Origin of the sequence: Sandaracinus amylolyticus (assembly GCF_000737325.1) — a bacterium.
Classification (GTDB): Bacteria; Myxococcota_A; Polyangia; order Polyangiales; family Sandaracinaceae; genus Sandaracinus; species Sandaracinus amylolyticus.
Genome location: NZ_CP011125.1, coordinates 5,486,593 through 5,507,345, shown reverse-complemented (window position 1 = coordinate 5,507,345; position 20,753 = coordinate 5,486,593). Strand labels below are relative to the sequence as shown.

Below are 20,753 nucleotides of genomic sequence, written 5' to 3'. Positions count from 1 at the left end.
ATGTCGCGATCAGTCGACGAGCGGCTCGCCCGACGGGCGATCGATGCGTCCGAACGCCTGCAGCGCGAGCGGGAAGAACACGCTCGTCGACACGTACGTGAGCGCCACGCCGAGCACCGCGAGGAACGCGACCGAGCGCAGCCCCTCGTGACGCGCCAGCGCGAGCGCGCCGAACCCGACGAGGTTCGTCATCGACGAGAGCAGGTTCGCGCTCGAGGTACGGCGCAGCACGACCGGGATCGCGTCGCGTCCCTCGGCGCGATAGCGGTGGTAGATGTGCAGCGCGTTGTCGAGGCTGATCCCCACGCAGATCGGCAGGATCCCGGCGTTCATGAAGTTCAGGTCGACGCCCGAGAGCGCCATCGCGCCGCCGAGCCCCGCGAGCCCGATCAGCACCGACCCGAGCACGACCGCCGCCGCGCGGAAGCCGCGCAGATCGAACAGCAGCACGACGAACACGACGAGCAGCGTGCCGATCAGCAGGAAGGGCCCGTCCGCGAAGATCGTCGTGAAGATCTCCCCCGCGATCCAGTTCTCGCTGAGGATCGACACCGTGAGCCCGCGCCGCGCGAGCTCGTCCGAGATCGCGCGCACCTGCTCGGCCCAGCCCACGATCTCGTCGGTCTCGCGGTAGGTCCGCGCGGTGCGGACCACGAGCAGCGTTCCGTCGTCGCCGATGGTGCGGAACGCGCGCACGAACGACTCGGGCACGTCGTCGACGCCGAAGGGCTCGACGTGCGTGAGCCGCAGCGCCTCGGCGAGCCGCTCGCGACCGCGCTCGTCGAGGCGCTCCGGGCGCACTCGCTCGAGCTGCACGCGCAGCTCCGCGGCGAGCGCGGCGCGCGTGCGTTGTGCCTCGGCGGGCGGCACCACGTCGTCGAGCCCGCGGATCTCCGCCACGTCCCAGCGATCCGCAGGGCGCGCCGCCCCGAGCTCGCGCACCGCCTCCACCACGACCGCGGCCTCGCGGCGATCGCGCACCCAGATCACCGCGTTGGTGAACGTGCCCTCGAGCTGCTCGCGCACGTACTCGTCGAAGCGCGTCGTCTCGCTGTCGCCCTGCAGCACGCGCCAGTTGCCCTCGAAGCGGACGCCGCCGGTCGCGATCACGATCAGCGATCCGATCGCGAACGCGGGCACCGCCGCGAGGATCCCGCGGCGCACCGCGCGCGGAACGACGATCGCGCGCACCTCGCGCTGGTCCTCGGGCGGGATCGGCGTGGGCCGCCAGCGCTCCGAGATCACGTTGAGCGCGGGGAACCCGAGCAGGGTGGCGATCAGCGTGAGGATCATGCCCGCCGCGGCGATGCGCCCGAACTCGTTGAACCCCGAGAAGTCGGCGAGCGCGCTCACCAGGAACACGCTCGCGTTCGTGATCCCGATCGCGACGAGCGCGCGACCGGTCGTGCCGAGCAAACGCTCGGTCGCCTGCTCGAGCGTGAGCCCCTCGCGCCGCATCTCGACGAAGCGGTGGTGGAGATGGATGCCGTACTCGATCCCCAGCCCCGAGAGGATCGAGAACAGGAAGCCGCTGATGATGTTGAGGCTTCCCACCGAGACGCGCGCGAACGCGAACGTCCACACGAGCCCGACGAAGAGCGGCAGCGCGAGCAGCGCGAGCGCGCGCGGCGAGCGCAGCGTGCCGACGATCAGCAGCACCACCGCGAGGAACCCGATCGGCCCCGCGAGCGCGAGATCGCCCACGATGCGCTCGTGATCGTCGAGGCGCTGCGCGATGCCTCCGACGAGGCGCACCTCGAGGCCGCGATCGAACCCGCCGTCGCGCCGCACGTCCTGCTCGGCGCGCGCCACCACGCCGTGCGCCTCGCGCGCGAAGTCGAGATCGCCGCTCGCGCCCGAGAAGACGACCCACATGCAGAGCCAGCGTCCGTCGCGCGTGACCGCCCACGACTGCAGCGAGGGCGCGCGGCGCGCCGCCTCTTCGAGCAGCTCGGTCGGCGACGCGACGTCCTCTCGCTCGCCCTCGTCCTCGTCGAGCCCGAGATCGAAGCCCGACTCGCGCATCACCTCGTCGTCGATCGCCTCCTGCGCGCGATCGACCATCGAGCGCAGCTCCGACTCCTCTACGAACAGCAGCTGGCGCTCCTCGAAGAACTCGACGTCGAAGCGCGCGTCGACGGCGCGCACCAGCGGCTCGCTCGCGAGGCGCGCCGCCATCGCCTGCGCGAAGCGGCGCGCGGCCTCGGGGTCCTCGTTGTCGATCGCGACGAGGACGTTCGACGTGACCTGCGCGCGATCGAGGACGTCGTGCAGCTGGCGCACGGCGGGCCGATCCTCGGGCAGGAGATCGAGGAACGACGATCGGATCGACAGCCCCGACGCCAGCCAACCGGCGGGCACCATCGATGCAAGGAGCACGAGCACGATCGCCCACGGGTGCCGGTGCGTGACGCGACCGAGCCGCGCGAGGCCTCGCTCGAGAGAAGAAGGAGTGCGCTCGCTCGACATACCTCTGTCCGCCGGCTCCCGAGACCGCGTCCGGCCCGCGATCGAGCGGCGGAGCGTGGGCTCAGGCAGGCTCTGATTTCAAGCGCGATGGGCGCGGAAGGGACGTGGTTGACGGTTTCCACCCATCGCAGTACAAACCCGCGCTCTCCGGGGTGGCCCGTGCGCGTCCGTGCGCCCGGCGCGGCGCAGATGCCGTGGCCCTCCTGGGAAGACACGCGGCCCAACGTGGGTCTGTCGTCGAGGTGTCCGGGTGATCCTCTCCTTCGTACAGCTCCTCCTGTGGCTCCAGCCTGCGGCGACGGGCTCCGGGGGTGGATCCGGTGGCGGTAGCGGCGGTGGCGGCTCGCAGTACTGCATGATGCAGGCGGGCATCATGGTCGCCGTACTGCTCTTCACCTATTTCTTCATGATCCGGCCTGAGCAGAAGCGCCGCGACGAGGCCGAGGCGCTGCTCAAGTCGCTCCGCAAGGGGATGAAGGTCCGCACGACGGGCGGCATCCTCGGCGAGATCATCAGCATCGACGAGCACACGGTGATCCTCGCGGTCGCCGACAAGGTCCGCATCAACGTGCTCCGCTCGCACATCGCCGGCCCCGAGCCCGAGAAGCGCGAGAGCACGGAGACGAAGGACGCGAAGACCACCGAGGACAAGGGCGCGAAGAAGCCCGACGAGGCGCGCGGCTGATCCGCCGCGCGTCGGCGATCGCAGCGAGGGCTCGTTTCGAGTCAGCAAGAAGGCGGCATGGACAGGGGCTGGTACCTTCGTTTGGGGTTCGTCGTCACGTGCGTCGTGGCGGCTTGGCTCGCGCTCTGGCCGAGCGTGGACGCATGGATTCCTGCGCCGGAGTGGGTGAAGAGCACGTTCACCCACCAGATCGCGCCTGGTCTCGACATCCGCGGCGGCTTGCGCCTGCAGTACGAGGTCGAGGTCGACGAGGCGGTCGCGGATCGACGTGACTTCCGCGCGCAGCAGGTGGTGGAACGCCTCTGCCAGCAGTTCGAGATCTGCGAGGAGAACGAGCCGCCGACGCGCGAGCAGCTCGACGAGACGGCGGAGCGCGTGCGCGTCCAGACGTCGGGCGAGCAGGGCTTCCGCGTCACGTTCACGAACCCCGAGGACGTCGCGGAGCTCGATCGCGATCTGATCACGAGCTTCGGCGATCTCCGCGAGGCGCAGCGCACCGAGACGAACGTCACGCTCGAGCTGCGCGACGACAGCCTCGAGCGCCTTCGCGAGACCGCGGTCGAGCAGGCGCGCGAGACGATCGGCAACCGCATCGACGAGATGGGTCTGCGCGAGGCGTCGGTGATGACGCGCGACACCGACATCATCGTCGAGCTGCCGGGCGCGAGCGAAGCGCAGTTCCAGCAGATGCGCGAGATCATCGCGCGCACCGCCCGCCTCGAGTTCAAGGTCGTCGACGACCTCGCGGACTTCGTGCAGGGCCTGCAGGATCTCCCGGAGGGCATCGAGCGCGCGAGCGAGGTCGTCTCCGCGGGCGAAGAGAACCCGCAGGAGATCGTCTACTACCTCACCGCGTCGGGCGAGGGCTCGCGCGACCGCCTCCAGCAGTACGTCCTCTCGCTGCGCGACTCGGGGCAGATCCCCGAGGACCACCAGCTCGCGATCGGCCAGGCCGATCAGGGCGAGGTCGAAGAGGGCGAAGAGGTCCAGGAGGCGTGGCGCACGTACTACCTCTACGACCGCGCCGAGCTGACGGGTGACGCGATCGACGACGCGTCGGTCGCCGTCGATCCCCAGGACAACCAGCCGTACGTCTCGATCGTCTTCAACGGCGCGGGCGCGCGTGCGTTCGAGCGCCTCACCGGCGCGAACGTGAAGCGCCGCATGGCGATCGTGCTCGACGACCGCGTCGCTTCGGCGCCGGTGATCCAGCAGCGCATCGGCGGTGGCCGCGCGCAGATCACGCTCGGCGGGTTCCGCGACTACAACCAGATCCTCAACGAGGCGAACCAGCTCACGATCGTGCTGCGCGCCGGCGCGCTCCCCGCGCCGATCCGCCCCGCGAACGAGCAGCTGATCGGCCCGACGCTCGGCGCCGACTCGATCGTGCAGGGCGCGATCGGAGCCGGCCTCGGCGTGCTCCTCGTCCTGCTCTTCATGGCGTTCTACTACCAGGTCGGCGGCCTGGTCGCGGACGTCGCGGTGTTCCTCAACGTGCTCTTCCTGCTCGCGGTGCTCGCCGCGTTCGAGGCCACGTTGACGATGCCCGGCATCGCGGGCATCGCGCTCACGATCGGTATGGCCGTCGACGCGAACGTGCTGATCAACGAGCGCATCCGCGACGAGATGCGCCTCGGCAAGTCGCCGCGCTCCGCGGTCGAGCTCGGCTATCAGCGCGCGTTCACGTCGATCTTCGACAGCCAGCTCACGACGTTCATCGCGGGCGTCGTCCTCTATCAGTACGGCACCGGCCCGATCCGCGGCTTCGCCGTGACTCTGATGATCGGCATCGTCACGTCGCTCTTCACCGGCGTGTTCTGCTCGAAGGTCGTGTTCGACTGGGTCGTTCGCGGGCTGAAGGTCCGCCGGCTTCCGGTGGGGTGACAGAGAGATGGAGTTCATCAAGCCCGGTCGTGTGTTCGACTTCATGCGCTACCGCACCGCCGCGGTGGCCACGTCGTCGATCCTCGTCCTCCTCAGCGTGCTCTCGCTCTTCTGGCCGGGGCCCAACTTCGGCATCGACTTCACCGGTGGCACCGAGGTCCAGCTGCGCTTCCGCGGCGACATCTCGACCGCCGAGCTGCGCGAGACGCTCGAGGGCCTCGAGTACGAGAGCCCCGACGTGATCGCGGTCCAGGGCGCTGCGAACGAGTACATCGTTCGCGTGCGCGAGGTCTCGGCGCTCCCCGCGGACATCGAAGAGCGGATCCGCACCGAGCTCGGCAACGCGCTGGGCGACACAGAGGTGATCGCGCTGCGTGTCTCGCCCGGTGGCGACAAGGTGTCGGTGCGCCTCGGCGCGTCGGGTGACCCGGCGCAGATCCGCAGCGCGCTCGAGGCGTCGGGCGTGAGCCTCCGTGGCGACGTCGTGCGCTTCGGTCCCGAGAGCGACTTCCGCTACGAGGCGAACCTCGTGGGCGTCGCGGACCGCCTGGTCGCGCAGCTCGAGGAGCAGCTCGGCGAGCGTGGTCCCGAGGAGCCGCTGCGCATCGAGTGGGTCGGCCCGCGCGCCGGCGAACAGCTGCGCAACTCGGCGCTCAAGGCGCTGCTCTACGCGATCGCGTTCATCATGGTGTACGTCGCGTTCCGCTTCGATCTGCGGTTCGCGCCGGGCGGCATCATCGCCCTCATCCACGACGCGGTGATCACGGTCGGCGTGTTCGTGCTGGTCCAGCGCGAGTTCAACCTGACGACGATCGCGTCGCTGCTGACGATCATCGGCTACTCGATCAACGACACGATCGTCATCTACGACCGCATCCGCGAGAACACGGCGCGCCACCGCGGGAAGACGATGGCGGAGCTGATCAACATCTCCACGTCGGAGATGCTCTCGCGCACCATCGTGACGTCGGGCGTGACGCTGCTCGCGATCATCCCGTTCTTCGTCTGGGGCACCCAGGTCATCCAGGACATCGCGTTCGCGCTCTTCATCGGCTTCGTCGCGGGCGTCTACTCGACGATCTACATCGCGGCGCCGGTGACCGAGTGGTTCGACAAGGTCGTGTTCGCGAAGGCGCGTGAGCGCGCGGCCGCGGCAGCGCGCGGGCGCGCCGCTGCGTCGGGAACCTGATCCGTCCGACGCCGAACGCTGGTACAAGGCTTCTGAATGGCCGCGAGGGGCGAGAGCATGGGCGACAGCGTCGCCCTCTCTCGCCCTTCTTCCGTTCCAGCGCCGAAAAGCCCAGAAAACACAGCAAAAGCTGCGTGGCGCGAGGCCGAGAACGATCCGCCGGCGGCGCTGGAGCTCGGGCGCGCGCTGGGGATCTCGCCGACGATCGCGCAGATCCTGATCCACCGCGGCCTGCAGGATCCCGCGGTCGCGCGCGAGTACCTCGAGCCGCGCCTCTCGGGCCTGACGATCCCCGACGGCATGATCGATCGCAGCGCGGCCGCCGATCGTCTGGCGCGGGCGATCCGGGCGCGCGAGCGCATCGCGGTGTTCGGCGACTACGACGTCGACGGCACGACCAGCACCGCGATCCTGTGCGACGCGCTCGAGCAGATGGGCGGCGACGTCGTCGCGCTCGTCGCGAGCCGCTTCGCGGGTGGCTACGGCCTGAGCGCGCCGGCGCTCGAGCGGGTGCGCGCGACCGGTGCGACGCTGCTCGTCACGTGCGACTGCGGCTCGAGCGACCACGCGCGCGTCGCCGCGGCGCGCGCCGCGGGCATCGACGTGATCGTCGTCGATCACCACCTCGTTCCGGCCGAGCCGCTGCCCGCGAACGCGTTCCTCAACCCGCACCGGCCCGACTGCGCGTTCCCCTACAAGGGCCTGTCGAGCGCGGGCCTCGCGCTCTCGCTCGCCGCCGCGGTGCGTGCGGTGCTCGGCGCGAAGCTCGATCTGCGCGAGCTGCTCGATCTCGTCGCGCTCGGCACGATCGCCGACGTCGCGCCGCTCGACGGCGACAACCGACGCCTGGTGCGCGCGGGCCTGGTGCGTCTCGCACAGCCGACGCGGCCGGGCCTCGTCGCGCTGCGCGAGCAGGCGAAGATGCGCGCGGGTGGCTCGCTCGGCGGCATCGACGTCGCGTTCCGTCTCGCGCCGCGCCTCAACGCAGCGGGCAGGCTCGGCGATCCCGCGATCACCGTCGCGCTCCTGCGCGCGCGCACGATGGTCGACGCGCGCGCCCACGCGATCGCGATCGAGGCGCTCAACGAAGAGCGCAAGGCGATCACCCGGCGCATCACCGAGGAAGCGGTCGCGCAGGTGCGCGAGATCTACGACGGCCGTCACGACGGCGGAATCGTGGTCGCGTCCGAAGGGTGGCACCGCGGCGTGGTCGGCATCGTCGCGGCGCGCCTCGTCGACCTGTTCGACGCCCCGGTGCTCGCGATCGCGATCGAAGACGGCGTCGGGCACGGCAGCGGGCGCACGCCCGCGGGCTTCCCGCTCTACGACGCGATCAAGGCGTGCCGCGGCGAGCTCGTCACGTTCGGCGGGCACCAGGCCGCAGCAGGGCTCAGCGTGCGTGCGCCGCGCGTGGACGCGCTGCGCGCTGCGTTCGACGACACGTGCCGCACGCTCCGCGCGCAGCGCGGGGACGTGGACACGTCGAAGCGCATCGACGTCGTGCTCGACGCGGCGAGCTACCCGCTGCCGCGCGCGTCGGAGCTCGCGCTGCTCGAGCCGCTCGGCGCATCGAACCAGGAGCCCGTCGTCGCGGTGCACGGCGCGCGCGTCGAGGATGCGCAGCCGGTCGGGGACGGGCACCTCAAGATGGTCGTGCGCTTCGGCGGCACGAAGCTGCGCTGCTTCGGCTGGGAGATGGGCGCGTCGCTCGAGCGCATCGGCCGCCAGGTCGACGTGATCGGCACGCTCCGCCCCGACGACTGGACGGGCGGCGAAGCCGTCGAGCTCCGCCTCGCCGCCGTCCTCTGAGCCGCGATTCAGCTCGGCGTCGACTCGGTCGCCGCGCGCTTCGCGGCCATGCGCGTGCGCAGCCACTGCACCACGCCGGGCGCGACCGAGATGAGCACGACGAGGATGATGATCTTCTCGATGTGCTGGATGACGCCCGGCACCTGACCGAGCGCGTACCCGATGATCGTCATCGACGCGACCCACGAGACGGCGCCGATCACGTTGTACATGGCGAAGCGGCGATAGGGCATCTGCGCGACCCCCGCGATCACCGGCACGAACGTGCGGACCAGCGGCATGAAGCGCGAGATGATGATCGCCTTGCCGCCGTGCTTCTCGTAGAAGTCGCGCGCCGCGAGCGCGTGCTTCGGATCGAAGAAGAACGACTTCGGTCGGCTGAAGATGCGCGGCCCGGTCTTCGCGCCCATCCAGTACGACGTCGCGTCACCGATGATCGCGCACGGGATCAGGATCAGGTTCAGCAATCCGAGATCGAGCGAGCCCTGCGCCGCGTAGAGCCCGGCCATGACGAGCAGCGAGTCGCCGGGCAGGAAGAACACGAGCGCGCCCGTCTCGAGGAAGACGATGAGCGCCATGCCCGGGTAGCCGCCCCACTCGATGAGGTGCCCCGGGTTCCGGATGATCTCGATCAGGGAGTGGAACAGACCAATCAGCGCATCCATCGTGCACCCCGGCTATCACTGCGCGCCCCCAGCGGCAACGCGCGACTGTGCGACGACCGCGTCACGCCTTCGCGCGACGGAGCCGACCGACCAGCATCATGAGCGCGGGCTGGAAGATCAGCGTCGCGACGAGCGACGTCGAGAGCGCGACCGCGATGAGCTCACCGAACTGGCGCACCGGCACGAAGCCGCTCAGCAGCAGGACACCGAAGCCCATCACGAGCGTCGCGCACGAGACGACGATCGCGCGACCGGTCCCGCGCGCCGCGCGCACCAGCGCCGCGCGCCGCCACAAGCCGCGCTCTTCTTCTTCGACGAGCCGCGCGAACGCGTGGATCGTGAGATCGACGCTCACGCCGATCGCGACCGAGAACACGATCGCGGTGCTCGCGTTGAGCGGGATGCCGCGCACGACCATCCACGCGACCGTCGCGATCTGCGGGATCACGTTCGGGGGGATCGCGAGCAGACCGAGCTTCACGCTGCGGAAGAGCAGGGCGATCGTCGCGAAGATCACGAGCGCCGAGAGCGAGAGGCTCCCGAACATGTCCTGCACGACCGCGTCCGCGCCGTGCGAGCCGATGTACGCCTCGCCGAACGTCGAATAGGTCACGTGCAGCGGCGCGAGCTCCTCCTGGAGCTTCTGCTCGATCGCGCGGATCAGCCGGATGCTGCGCTGCGCGCCGATGTCGCCGAGGCGGATCTCGATGCGCGCGCGCCGTCCGTCGTCCGTCAGGTACGCGTCGACCGGGCTCCGCTCGAGGCGATCGAGCAGCGCGAGCAGCGCGTCCACCTGCTCGCTCGAGCGGAAGGGCGTGCGCGCGTCGTCGCGCTCGATGCCCGCGATGCGACGCCACGTCTCCCACAGGAAGTCACCGGGCGTCGTGGTGCGCAGCACGCCGTCTTGCGTCGCGGCCCAGCGCGCGATGCGATCGAACGTCTCGAGCGCGCGCGGATCGCGCAGCGCGCCCTCCTCGTGCGCTTCGATCATCACCTCGAGCGGGCGGATCCCGTCGAGGCGCTCGTCGACGAGCTGCGTCGCGCGCACGATCGGATCGCTCGGATCGAAGGTGTCGCGCAGCGACGTGTCGACCTGGATCGCGCTGTACGCCCACGCGCACGGGATCGTGATCAGCACCGCGACGACGAGCACCGCCTTCGCGTGGCGCACGACGAACGCCGTGATGCGCACCAGCAGCCCCTCGAGCTTGCCGCGCGGCAGCGGGTCGTCGCCCTTCACCTGGCCCTCGGTGGGCGTCGGGAAGAACGTCAGCGCCGCGGGCACGAACGTCACGAGGATGGCGTACGAGACCATCACGCCGAGCGACGCGACGAGCCCGAAGCGACGCAGCATCTCGGTCTGCGCGACCAGCAGCGACGCGAAGCCGACGCTGGTCGTGAACGACGTCAGGAAGCACGCGACCGCGAGCTGACGGATCGCGCGACGTGCGGCGGCCACACGATCGGGCGAGCGCCGCGTCTCCTCGACGTAGCGCGCGACGACGTGCACCGCTTCCGATATGCCCATGATGATGAGCAGCGTCGGGAGCGTGTTCATCAGGATGGTCAGCGGCTCGCCGAGCAGCGCCATCATCCCGAGCACCGACACGACGGATGCACCGACGGTCGCGAGCGTGAGCAGCGTGCCCGGCCACCACCGGAACGACGCGTAGAGCAGCGCGATGCAGACGAGCAGCGAGAGCGGGACGAGGATCGTCTGATCCTCGATCATCGCGTCGCTGATCTTCGCGCGCAGGTGCGGGATGCCCGCGGGATGCACGGTGATCCCCGCGGGCGGCGGGTTCGCGGCGAGCCACGCGTCGATGCGGTGCACGGCCTCGAGGCGGTGCTGACCGGTGCCGAGCGCGGGATCCAGGAACGCGACGACCGACGCGAGCGTGCGATCGCGCGACACGAGGCGACCGTCGACCAGCGGAAGATCCTCGATCGCAGCGCGGATCGCGGCGGCCTCGTCCTCGGTGACCTCGTCGCCCTGCACGACCGCGCGGGTGTCGGCCTCGCCATCACCCACGCGCTCCGCGACGCTGTAGAGGCCCATCGGGAACCGCTCGGGCTCCGCCGCGACGAGCACCTGCAGCGCGGCCTCGGCGCGCGCATCCGCGCCGTCCTCGGGCTGCTCGAGATCGTCGAGCCCTTCGAGATCGTCGAGCGTGGCCTCGGCCTCGACGCGCGCGCCCGGCAGCGGCGTGACGGTGAGGCTCTCGACGCGCACCGTGTAGTCCTGCGACGCGAGGTGCTTCGAAAGCCTGTGCACGTAGCGCAGCGGCTCGAGCTGCGTCGCGTCCTCGGCCTCGACGAGGATCGCGACGACGCTGTCGGTGTCGCCGAACGACTCGCGGAACACGCGCGCGCGATCTGCGTACCCGCCGTACGAAATCAGCAGGTTCTCGGGCGACGAGTCGGTCTGCAGGCGCGGCAGCTGGATCGCCGCGAACGTCACGAACATCGCGACGACGAGCAGCACCGTTCGGCGCCGCGCCGTCACCACGGCCGCGAGAGCGTCCAACCAGCGGGCGAACATCGGGGCGCGCACCGTATGCCGTCCCGCCCGCGTCGTCCACTGTGCGGTCCCGGGGCTCCCCGGACGTGCGGGTGCGACCCAGCACCGATGTGCAGTGCGTGCGGGTGGGCCAGCGGAGGTGCGTCGTGCGCCTCGGTGGTGGGTCCGTGCGCCGCGGCGCGCAAGAGGCAAGAGGCGCGCGTCAGCGCAGCGCGGTCGAGAAGGTCGGCGCGACGATCTCCACCGGCGTCACCACGCCGCGCTCACGATCGATCCGGATGCGCTCGAACGAGCGCCACGCGCGCACCGTCGGCGTGCATGCCAGCGTCTGCTCGCGCGTCGTCGCGCGCGACGCTTCGTCGTCCGCGACGATCCCCGCCGCGACCACCACGAACCGCTCGTTGCAGAGCACCTCGAGCTCGAGGTCGCCTGCGGCGTCGAGCGACCACGCGTGACGCGTCTCGCCCGCGACCGCCAGCTCGATGTCGGCAGGCTCGCTCGCGTGCATCCGCAGCACGGCGCCGCGCGCCGTGAGCTCGACGCCGTCGGGCACGCGCAGCGCGAGATCCGCGAGCGGGCACGACGCGAACTGCACCGCGCGCAGATCGATCGTCTCGGAGCGCGGCGCCGCGGCGAGCTCGGGCGCGAGCCTCCGCACGAGCGACGCCGGCGGCCTCCGCACCGGTCGCTCGCCGTTCCCGCAGTCGTCGATGCGCACGATCGAGAGCGGCCCATCGACGTAACGCAGCGCGGCGCCGGTCGGATCGATCGCGTGCATCACGGGCGCGGTGATCCCGTACCCGTCCGCGACACACGCCCGCTCGTCGCTCGGCGGCGTCGCGAAGTACGTCTGCCGGCAATAGAGCGTCCCGTCCGGCGCGAGCCCGCTGTTCGTTCGCGTCGCGCGAGGCAGCGCGGCGGAGAGCACGATCGTGTGCACGCGCGGTGGAGGCGGTGCACGCTCGACGACGGGCTCGGGCGCAGGCGCGGGCGGCGGAGGTGGCGCACCCCCGCAGCCCATCACCATCAGCGCGGCTGCGATCAGCGACCGGTCCACTGCGGCGTGCGCTTCTCCATGAACGCCATGAGGCCCTCGCGCGCGTCCTCGGTGCCGAGGATCGCGACGAGCTGATCACGCAAGTAGGGCAGGGCGCTCGCGAGATCACGATCCGCCTGCGCGTGGAACGCGGCGAGCCCCATGCGCATCGCGGTCGGCGACTGTGCCGCGAGCTTCTCGGCGAGCGCGCTCACCGACGCGTCGAGCTCCGCGTCGGGCACGCACTTCGAGATCAGCTCGATGCGCTCGGCCTCGCGCGCATCGAGCTTCTCGCCGAGCAGCATCATCTCCATGAGCCGTCGCCGGCTCACGACGCGACGCAGCACCGCCATGATCATCATCGGGAAGAGCCCGCGCTTGATCTCGGGCGTCCCGAACGTCGCGCTCTCGCACCCGATCGCGAAGTCGCACGACGCGACGAGCCCGAGCCCACCCCCCATCGCGATCCCCGGCACGCGCGCGATCGTCGGCTTCCCGACCGTCGTGAAGCGCAAGAGCAGATCGACGTAGTCGCCGCGCGGCGCGAGCGGCTCGGCCCCGCCGTCCGCGCCACCCGACATCTGCTTGAGATCGCCGCCCGCGCTGAACGCGCCGCCTGCGCCCGTCAGCACGATCGCACGCACCGACGCGTCGTCCTTCGCGTCGTCGAGCGCCCAGCAGAGCTCGTTCACCATCTCGGGCCCGAGCGGGTTCTTCCGCTCGGGCTTGTTCATCGTGATCGTCGCCACCGCGCCCGTCTGCGCGACGAGCAAGGTCCGATACGCGCGCGCCTCCATGACGCTCAGCTCGCGGCGCTGTGGCTGGCGATCGTGTGGCCCACGTCGCGCGCCGCTTCGCGGCCCGCGGCGAGCTCGTTCAGGCGCAGGATCTCGCGCGCCTCCTCGACCGTCGCCGGCTCGCGCCCGACGTCGCGCGTCATGCGCACCGCGACCTCGACGAGCTCGCCGTTGTTCTTCGCCATCTGTCCGTTCGGCAGATAGAGATGATCCTCGAGCCCGGTGCGGATGTTCCCGCCGAGCACCAGCGCCGTCGCGAGCATGCGCCAGTGGCCGTGCGAGATCGCGATGACCTCCCACTCGCTCCCCGCGGGCATGATCTTCGTCTGCAGCTGCAGCGACTCGACGCTCTGCGGGATGCCGCCGAGCACGCCGACGATGAACGAGAACTGATACGGCTCGCGCAGCGCGCCCATGTGCAGCAGCGGCTTGATGCCCGCGTTGTGCCCGGTGTCGAAGCACTCGAGCTCGGGCTTCACGCCCGCCTCGTTCATCGCCTCGAGCAGCGTGAGGATCTTCGAGTACGGGTTCGGGAAGATCATGTCGAACATGAACTGCTTCCGCGACTCCGAGTACTTCGCGTAGTTCATCGTGCCCATGTTGAGCGCCGCGATCTCGGGCCGGACCGTCTTGATGATCTCGACCGGCTGCGAGACGTCGTCGCCGAGCACGCCCGTCGAGAAGTTCAGGATGATCGGGCAGCGCTTGCGCACCTCGTCCTTGATGCGCGCGAACACGCTCGGCTCGAACGTCGGCGTGCCGTCGTCGTTGCGCGCGTGGATGTGCACCACGCTCGCGCCCGCGTCGTACGCGCGCTTCGCGTCCTCGGCGATCTCGACCGGCGTGTACGGGATGCCCGGGCACTGCTTGCGATTCGCGAGCACGCCGGTGAGCGCGCAGGTGACGACGACCTTGTCCTCGAAGCCCATGTCGATCCTCCTCGGTCTCAATCCCCGTCGCGCGCGGCGGTGTCCGCGCCACCCATCTTCTCGCGCTCCTCGATCTCGATGCGCACGCGGTCCGCGAGCCTCGCGAGGATGCGCCGCAGCTCCGCGCGATCGCTCGCCGAGAGCGACCTGAGCGCGCTGCCGAAGAGCTCCATCGCCGTGACCGGAACGCCGCGCGCGATCTGCGACCCGCGCTCGGTCGCGCGGATCTTCACGACGCGCCGATCGGTCTCGCTGCGCTCGCGCACCACGAGCCCGTCGCGCTCCATGCGATCGACGATGCCGGTGATCGTCGAGTTGCGCGCGCTCATCCGCTCGCTGAGCTCGGAGAGCGAGATCTCGCCGACCGCCTCGAGGATCTTCAGCGCGGTGACCTGCGGACCGGTGAGCCCCATCCCGCGCGCGACCGTCTTCGTGACCCTGCGGCTCTCCGTGTAGAGATAGAGGATCGTCTCGACGATGCGGTCGATGTCGCTGCCTCGTTGAACGCCCTGCTCGGATTGCGCCACGGTTCACTCGTTCCCGCTCGTGGCCCACGAGCGAGATGTTTCGCATGCGTAATATTCGGGTCGCGGATGACGGTCAAGAGGCATGGCCGTGTGGGCCCCGTCCCGCGGTTGCCCGCGGCGTGGGCCATATGTCAGTCTGCGCGCCGATTGATTCCGATCGCCGCGCGCGCGTGTCGCGCCCGCCGGCAGGGGAGGCGAGCTTGAGCTCCAAGGGTCAGTTCTTCGCGCGAGCGATGATCACCGCCGCGCTCGCCAGCGCGATCGTCGTCGGTTCCGTCTCGGTCGGTCCATCGCGCGCCGAAGCGCAGTGCATGCCCAGCCCGACCTGCTCGCGCGTCTCGCCCGACGGCAAGGGCATCGTCGGTCTCGGTCTGATCGGCGCGGAGCTCGGGTTCGTGATCCCGGCGCTCGTCCAGGAAGCGGCGGGCACGAACGAGTGGTGGCCCTACCTCGTGTTCCCGGTGGTCGGCGCGGCCGCGGGCGCGATCGGCGGCTACTTCATGGAGCAGGAGACGCAGAATTCGCCGGAAGTCGACGTCGCGTTCCTCGCGGTCGGACTCGCGCTCGTGGTGCCGACGCTCGTCGCGACCCTCGCGCTGACCGCGTACGACCCCGGCCAGGACGCGGTCGCGCGCGACGACGGCGGTCAGGCCGAGGAAGAGCCGACCTACGAGGACGGCACGACGACCGACGCGGTGCAGGTCGAGGGCGAGTTCGGCGACGAGCCGGTCGAGGGCGGCAACGGCGACACGCCGCCGCCCGAGCCCGCGGGTGACGACGCCGGCGACGCCACCGAGGGCGGCAGCAGCGCGGTGCAGCGCCAGGTCCGCGGTCTGCTCGCGGGTGGGCCCGGCATCCTGCGCTTCGATGGGATGGGCCGTCAGGTGCTGCTCGGCCTGCCGATGGTCCAGACGCGCTCGTCGTTCACGGTCGCGGAGAGCGAGGCGCTCCGCCTCGCGCCGAGCACCGACGTGAACGTGCCCGTGATCAGCGGCTCGTTCTGAGTCGTCCCGACGACGAGCGGCGCGGCCCCGACTGGCTGCGCCGCTCGTTCTCGTTCCGTCAGGTCGACGGAACGAACACCGCGCGACGGTAGTAGCGCAGCTCGTCGATCGACTCGCGGATGTCGCCGAGCGCGCGGTGCGAGCCGCGCTTCGTCGGACGGCCCGCGTAGGCCTGCGGGTGCCAGCGACGCACGAGCTCCTTGAGCGTCGAGACGTCGACGTTGCGGTAGTGCAGGTACTTCTCGACCTGCGGCATGTACTTCGCGAGGAAGAGGCGATCCTGGTGGACGCTGTTGCCCGCGAGCGGCGCCGCGCGCGCCGGCACGTGCGCCGCGACGAACTCGAGCACCTGACGCTCGGCCTCGGCCTCCGAGATCGTCGACGCGCGCACGCGATCGACGAGCCCCGACGCGCCGTGGTGCTGCTTGTTCCAGTCGTCCATCGCGTCGAGCAGCGAGTCGGGTTGGTGCACCACGATCTCCGGGCCCTCCGCGAGGATCTCCAGCTGCCCGTCGGTGACGATCACCGCGATCTCGAGGATGCGCTCGCGCTCGATCGCGAGCCCGCTCATCTCGAGGTCCATCCACACCAACAAATCGCTCTCGACCGGCATCGATCAGCTCCCCGCGCCGCACGCGAGCACCGCGAGGCTGCTGCCCCCGGCGCCGAAATTCGTGATGATCGCCGTGCCCTGCGTCGTCGCCGCGACGTCGACGCCCACGATGGCCCGGCCCGTCCCGCTGATCTCGTCGGGACCGAAGGTGCGGCGGATCGTCGACGGCATCTCCGCGTCGAGCACCCACGCGCGCAGGCTGCTCGTGTCGCCGCGCGTGATCACGAGACCGTCCGACGTGCGATCGATCCCGAGCTGCACGCTGCCCCCGCCCGTCGGCAGCGTCGTGACCGGGCTCGTGCCGCTCGACGTGATCGGCTGCAGCGAGTGATCGAACGCGTCGCGCACCAGCGCCCAGACGTGTCCCTCGTCGGACGCGAGCGGATGCCCCGGCGAGAGCTCGCCGTCGGGCACGACGGTGCCGACCACCGAGCCGTCCGCCGTCGCGAGGAACGTGAGCTCGCGCGCGCCGCTCGGGACCACGACGTTCGCGCCGTCGCTCGCGAGATCGAGCGCACCGATGCCCGCGACGAGCCCGTCGCCCACGCGCACCGGCGCGGCCCACGCCGGCGTCCACACGAAGCGCGACGTGTCCTCCGCGTCCCACGCGACGTAGGGCACGTCGTCGATCGTGATCGCGACCATCGCGGTCACGCCGTCGACGTCGCGCGTCACGGGCGCTCCGACCGGCATCACCGCGCCCTCGTCGTCGCGCTCCAGCTCGACCAGCACGATCGTCGCGCTCGCATCGGTCGCGGGCTCGAGCGCGATCACGAACCACGCGCCCTCCTCGGTGGGCGCGGCGTCGATCGCGATCGGCGCGCGCTCGGTGTCGTAGAGCGGCTCGACCGTGCCGAGCGCTCCGTCGAGCCCGAGGCGCCGCGTGCGCACGCCGCGCGCCGTGAACTCGCCGTCGCTCACGATCACGCGATCGCCCCAGCTCGTCGCGCTCATCGTCGGATCGAGCGTCGTGAGGTCGAAGCGGATCGCGGTGGGCGCGGCGTCCTCGTCGACCGCTCCGTCGCAGTCCTGATCGACGAGATCGCAGACCTCGGTCGCGTCGGGCGAGACCGTCACCACGCGATCGTCGCAGTCCGTGCCGCACGGGGGCGGCGCATGACCATCGCCGTCGGCATCGCGGATCGGCGCGACCTCGACGCACGCGCCGGCGAGGCAACGCAACGCCTCGCACCCCGCGGGGACGCAGTCCTCGTCGAAGAAGCACGTCCCGCCGACGTCGCGTGGCAGCGGGCGTGGGTCGTCCCCGTCGCGCTCGTCGCAGCCCTCGAACGGCCCGGCGGCGCCGAGCACGACGAAGAGGAGCGGAGCGATCAGAACGGTGGCGCGGCGGAGCACGGGCCTGAGCATAGCGTGGGTCGTCCGAGCCGTGGCGCTCGTCCCATCGTGCCGAGCATCGCCGGGCGCGGCTGCTAGTGTGCGATCCGATGCTCCTCGCGCGCGTGCGACGCACGATCCGAGAGCGACGTCTGCTCCGGCGCGGCGAGCGCGTCGTCGTCGCGGTCAGCGGCGGGCCCGACTCCACCGCGATGCTCGACGTGCTCGCGCGCATCGCGCCCGAGCTCGCGCTCGAGCTGCACGTCGCATCGGTCGATCACGGGCTGCGCGCCGAAGCGCAGCGCGAGGTCGAGCTCGTCGCGGCGCACGCGAGCGCGCTCGGTCTGCCGTTCCATCCGCTGCGCGCGACGCTGCCCACGAAGCGCGGCTCGCTCCAGGACCGCGCGCGCGCCGCGCGCTACGCGCTCCTCCATGCGCTCGCGAGCGAGCTCGGCGCCTCGCGCATCGCGGTCGGTCACACGCTCGACGATCAAGCGGAGACGGTGCTCGCGCGCATGATGCGAGGCAGCGGCGCGCGCGGGCTCGCGGGCATCGCGCCCCGTCGCGCCGACGGAGTCGTGCGACCTCTGATCGACTCGACGCGCGCCGAGGTCCGCGCGTGGATCGAGGCGCATCGCCTCACGATCGTCGACGATCCCAGCAACGTCGATCCGAGGTTCCAGCGCGCGCGAGTGCGTCACGCGATCCTCCCGGCGCTCGCGATCGAGAGCCCGGCGATCGCGCGGCACCTCGCGCACATCGCCGACGACACGCGCGCTCTCGACGCGCTCGCGCGCAAGCACGCGCGACATCTGCTCGCGAGAGCCGCGAAAGACGGCGATTCGCTCGACGCGGAGCTGCTCTCTCGCGCGCCGCTCGCGGCGCGTCGCGAGGCGCTGCGCATCTGGGCTCACGCGCGCACTGGCGGCACGATTCGCCGTGCACACCTGGACGCCATGGAGGTCGCGCTCCAGGGAAGAGGGAACGCTCGGCTCCCCGCTGGCTGGACCGCTTCGGTCGTCGGTGGCGCGCTGCGCGCGACGCACGATCCGACCCCCTTCGGCTCCTCTTCGAACGTGCGTTCAGCGGGTCGATGAAGAAGCGTGAACCCGAGGAAAGCTGAAGCTCGAATGATTGTCGGCCTGGAGAGTGTGTGCCACCCTAGTCACGTGACCCGGAGCAGGCCCGCTCTCCGGGATCCACGTGATCGTCACGTCGTCGTCCGGTGGCGACGGCGTGCGCGAGTCGCGTGAACGAGGTGCACGTGAAGCAGAGCCACAAGACCCTCCTCCTCTGGCTGCTCTTGATCGTGATGATGTACGCGATCTACCAGCTGGTCACCAACGACCCCGCGCCGCGGCAGGTCGCGTTCAGCGAGTTCATCGCGGACGTTCGGGCCGGGAGGGTCGAGCAGGTCGAGATCGAGGCGAGAGGGCCGAACGCAGAGTACACGTACGTCCACGTCCAGGGTGAGCGGCGCGAGCAGCGCAGCACCGTGGGCTACACGGGCGAAGAGCTCAACCAGGAGCTCCTCGAGCACAACGTCCGCGTCAACTACGTCCCGGCCGAGCAGAACGCGTTCCTCACGTCGCTGCTCTACGCGTGGCTCCCGACGCTCTTCGTGCTCGCGCTGTTCTTCTTCTTCATGCGGCAGGTGCAGGCCTCCGGCGGCAAGGCGATGAGCTTCGGCAAGTCGCGCGCTCGCCTGCTCAACGAGTCGCAGAACAAGGTCACGTTCGCCGACGTCGCGGGCATCGACGAGGCGAAGGACGACTGCGAAGAGATCATCGCGTTCCTCAAGGACCCGAAGAAGTTCCAGCGCCTCGGCGGACGCATCCCGAAGGGCGTGCTCCTCGCGGGCCCGCCGGGCACCGGCAAGACGCTGCTCGCGCGCGCGATCGCGGGTGAGGCCGGCGTTCCGTTCTTCAGCATCTCGGGCTCGGACTTCGTCGAGATGTTCGTCGGCGTCGGCGCGAGCCGCGTCCGCGACCTCTTCGAGCAGGGCAAGAAGCACGCGCCCTGCATCATCTTCATCGACGAGATCGACGCGGTCGGTCGCCACCGCGGCAGCGGCATGGGCGGCGGCCACGACGAGCGCGAGCAGACGCTCAACCAGCTCCTCGTCGAGATGGACGGCTTCGAGGCGAGCGAGGGCGTGATCATCGTCGCGGCGACGAACCGCCCCGACGTGCTCGACCCCGCGATCCTGCGCCCGGGTCGTTTCGACCGCCGCATCACGGTGCCGCGCCCCGACCTCAACGGTCGCCTCGGCATCCTCCAGGTCCACACGAAGAAGACGCCCGTCGCCGACGACGTCGACCTCGACCTCATCGCGCGCGGCACGCCCGGCTTCAGCGGTGCGGACCTCGAGAACCTCGTGAACGAGGCCGCGCTCCTCGCGGCGCGTCAGGACAAGGACTTCGTCTCGATGAGCGACTTCGAGATGGCGAAGGACAAGGTCCTGATGGGCAGCGAGCGCCGCTCGATGGTCATCTCCGAGAAGGAGAAGAAGACCACCGCGTGGCACGAGGCGGGTCACACGCTCGTCGGTCTGCTGGTCCCGAACCACGACCCGATCACGAAGGTCTCGATCATCCCGCGCGGTCAGGCGCTCGGCATCACGATGTCGCTGCCGAAGGAAGATCGCCTGAGCACCAGCAAGGAGTGGGTGCTCGATCGCATCGCGATGATCCTCGGCGGGCGCATCGCGGAGGAAGTGAAGTTCGGCCAGATCACGACCGGCGCGAGCAACGACTTCCAGAAGGCCACGCAGCTCGCGCGCGCGATGGTGACCGAGTGGGGCATGAGCGAGCGCCTCGGCCCGCTGGCGTACGGTGAGCGCGAGGACGCCATGTTCCACATGGGCCCGAGCTTCCGGAACAAGGACTACTCGGAGCAGACCGCGCAGGAGATCGACGCGGAAGTTCGTCGGATCATCACCGAGCAGTACGATCGCGCGAAGCGCCTCGTGCAGGAGAACATCGACAAGCTCGATCTGATCTCCGACGCGCTGCTCGAGCGCGAGACGATCGACAGCACGGAGATCGAGGCGATCATGGCCGGCCAGCCGCTGCCGCCGCGCCAGAAGATCGTGATCCCGCGCTACTCCGAGAAGGCGCAGAAGGCCAAGCAGCAGCGCAAGACGAGCATCTTCCAGCCGCGCCCGCGCGAGGTTCCCTCGAGCTGACGTCGGTGGATCGCAGCGCGGTGTGAAGGGCCGCGCCGGGAGTAGGGTGGGGGTCTCCGAGACGACGAAGAGCCCGCGAACGAGGGCCGCTACGCGAATGGAG

16 protein-coding genes are annotated in these 20,753 nt (G+C 70.5%); 7 read left to right on the top strand and 9 right to left on the bottom strand.

Annotation, left to right across the window (positions count from 1 at the left end):
- Positions 1 to 9: 9 nt before the first annotated feature.
- Positions 10 to 2,469 (bottom strand): efflux RND transporter permease subunit, encoded by a 2,460-nt coding sequence (locus DB32_RS23370; protein WP_053234855.1) that lies wholly within the window; start codon positions 2,467 to 2,469, stop codon positions 10 to 12.
- 250 nt (positions 2,470 to 2,719) lie between these two features.
- On the opposite strand from DB32_RS23370, the gene yajC reads away from it, so the two are divergent.
- Genes yajC through recJ form a run of 4 tightly spaced genes read left to right on the top strand, consistent with a single transcriptional unit; the run spans position 2,720 to position 8,036 of the window.
- Positions 2,720 to 3,154 carry a preprotein translocase subunit YajC gene (gene yajC, locus DB32_RS23365; protein ID WP_157069316.1) on the top strand — a complete coding sequence of 145 codons (435 nt, stop codon included), beginning with the start codon at positions 2,720 to 2,722 and terminating at the stop codon, positions 3,152 to 3,154.
- 57 nt (positions 3,155 to 3,211) lie between these two features.
- Positions 3,212 to 5,038, top strand: coding sequence for a protein translocase subunit SecD (gene secD / locus DB32_RS23360; protein WP_083457667.1), 1,827 nt, complete (start codon positions 3,212 to 3,214; stop codon positions 5,036 to 5,038).
- Positions 5,039 to 5,045: 7 nt separating this feature from the next.
- The gene (gene secF / locus DB32_RS23355; protein WP_053234852.1) at positions 5,046 to 6,227 is read left to right on the top strand and encodes a protein translocase subunit SecF; all 1,182 of its coding nucleotides are present in this window, start codon (positions 5,046 to 5,048) and stop codon (positions 6,225 to 6,227) included.
- A gap of 36 nt (positions 6,228 to 6,263) precedes the next feature.
- Complete coding sequence (gene recJ, locus DB32_RS23350) at positions 6,264 to 8,036, top strand: single-stranded-DNA-specific exonuclease RecJ (protein WP_053234851.1); 1,773 nt, start codon at positions 6,264 to 6,266, stop codon at positions 8,034 to 8,036.
- Between the two features lie 8 nt (positions 8,037 to 8,044).
- On the opposite strand, the gene DB32_RS23345 is transcribed toward recJ, so the two are convergent.
- The 6 genes from DB32_RS23345 to DB32_RS23320 form a co-directional block, all read right to left on the bottom strand.
- On the bottom strand, positions 8,045 to 8,701 hold the full coding sequence (locus DB32_RS23345) for a DedA family protein (protein ID WP_053234850.1): 657 nt from the start codon (positions 8,699 to 8,701) through the stop codon (positions 8,045 to 8,047).
- Between the two features lie 61 nt (positions 8,702 to 8,762).
- A complete protein-coding gene (locus tag DB32_RS23340; protein WP_169791528.1) occupies positions 8,763 to 11,228 on the bottom strand; it encodes an efflux RND transporter permease subunit in 2,466 nt (821 codons plus the stop codon).
- A gap of 196 nt (positions 11,229 to 11,424) precedes the next feature.
- Entirely contained in the window at positions 11,425 to 12,279 is an 855-nt protein-coding gene (locus tag DB32_RS23335) for a hypothetical protein (RefSeq protein WP_053234848.1), read from the bottom strand.
- On the bottom strand, positions 12,264 to 13,055 hold the full coding sequence (locus DB32_RS23330) for an enoyl-CoA hydratase-related protein (RefSeq protein WP_053234847.1): 792 nt from the start codon (positions 13,053 to 13,055) through the stop codon (positions 12,264 to 12,266). Before DB32_RS23330 ends, DB32_RS23335 begins: the two co-directional genes overlap by 16 nt.
- A 5-nt stretch (positions 13,056 to 13,060) precedes the next feature.
- Entirely contained in the window at positions 13,061 to 13,984 is a 924-nt protein-coding gene (locus DB32_RS23325) for a beta-keto acid cleavage family enzyme (protein WP_053234846.1), read from the bottom strand.
- Positions 13,985 to 14,001: 17 nt separating this feature from the next.
- Positions 14,002 to 14,511: a MarR family winged helix-turn-helix transcriptional regulator gene (locus DB32_RS23320; RefSeq protein WP_075097601.1), complete on the bottom strand. Its 510-nt coding sequence runs from the start codon at positions 14,509 to 14,511 to the stop codon at positions 14,002 to 14,004.
- A gap of 200 nt (positions 14,512 to 14,711) precedes the next feature.
- Here DB32_RS23320 and DB32_RS23315 point away from each other — a divergent pair, with 200 nt between their 5' ends.
- Positions 14,712 to 15,515, top strand: a complete 804-nt coding sequence (locus DB32_RS23315) for a hypothetical protein (protein WP_053234845.1) — start codon at positions 14,712 to 14,714, stop codon at positions 15,513 to 15,515.
- Positions 15,516 to 15,573: 58 nt separating this feature from the next.
- On the opposite strand, the gene orn is transcribed toward DB32_RS23315, so the two are convergent.
- Both orn and DB32_RS23305 read right to left on the bottom strand, forming a co-directional pair.
- Positions 15,574 to 16,128, bottom strand: coding sequence for an oligoribonuclease (orn, locus tag DB32_RS23310; RefSeq protein ID WP_053234844.1), 555 nt, complete (start codon positions 16,126 to 16,128; stop codon positions 15,574 to 15,576).
- A 3-nt stretch (positions 16,129 to 16,131) separates the two neighbouring features.
- Complete coding sequence (locus DB32_RS23305) at positions 16,132 to 17,484, bottom strand: putative metal-binding motif-containing protein (protein ID WP_240481242.1); 1,353 nt, start codon at positions 17,482 to 17,484, stop codon at positions 16,132 to 16,134.
- 89 nt (positions 17,485 to 17,573) lie between these two features.
- Between DB32_RS23305 and tilS the strand changes: the two genes are divergently transcribed.
- Complete coding sequence (gene tilS / locus DB32_RS23300) at positions 17,574 to 18,560, top strand: tRNA lysidine(34) synthetase TilS (RefSeq protein WP_157069315.1); 987 nt, start codon at positions 17,574 to 17,576, stop codon at positions 18,558 to 18,560.
- Positions 18,561 to 18,727: 167 nt separating this feature from the next.
- Entirely contained in the window at positions 18,728 to 20,650 is a 1,923-nt protein-coding gene (gene ftsH / locus DB32_RS23295) for an ATP-dependent zinc metalloprotease FtsH (RefSeq protein ID WP_053238925.1), read from the top strand.
- Positions 20,651 to 20,753: the final 103 nt, after the last annotated feature.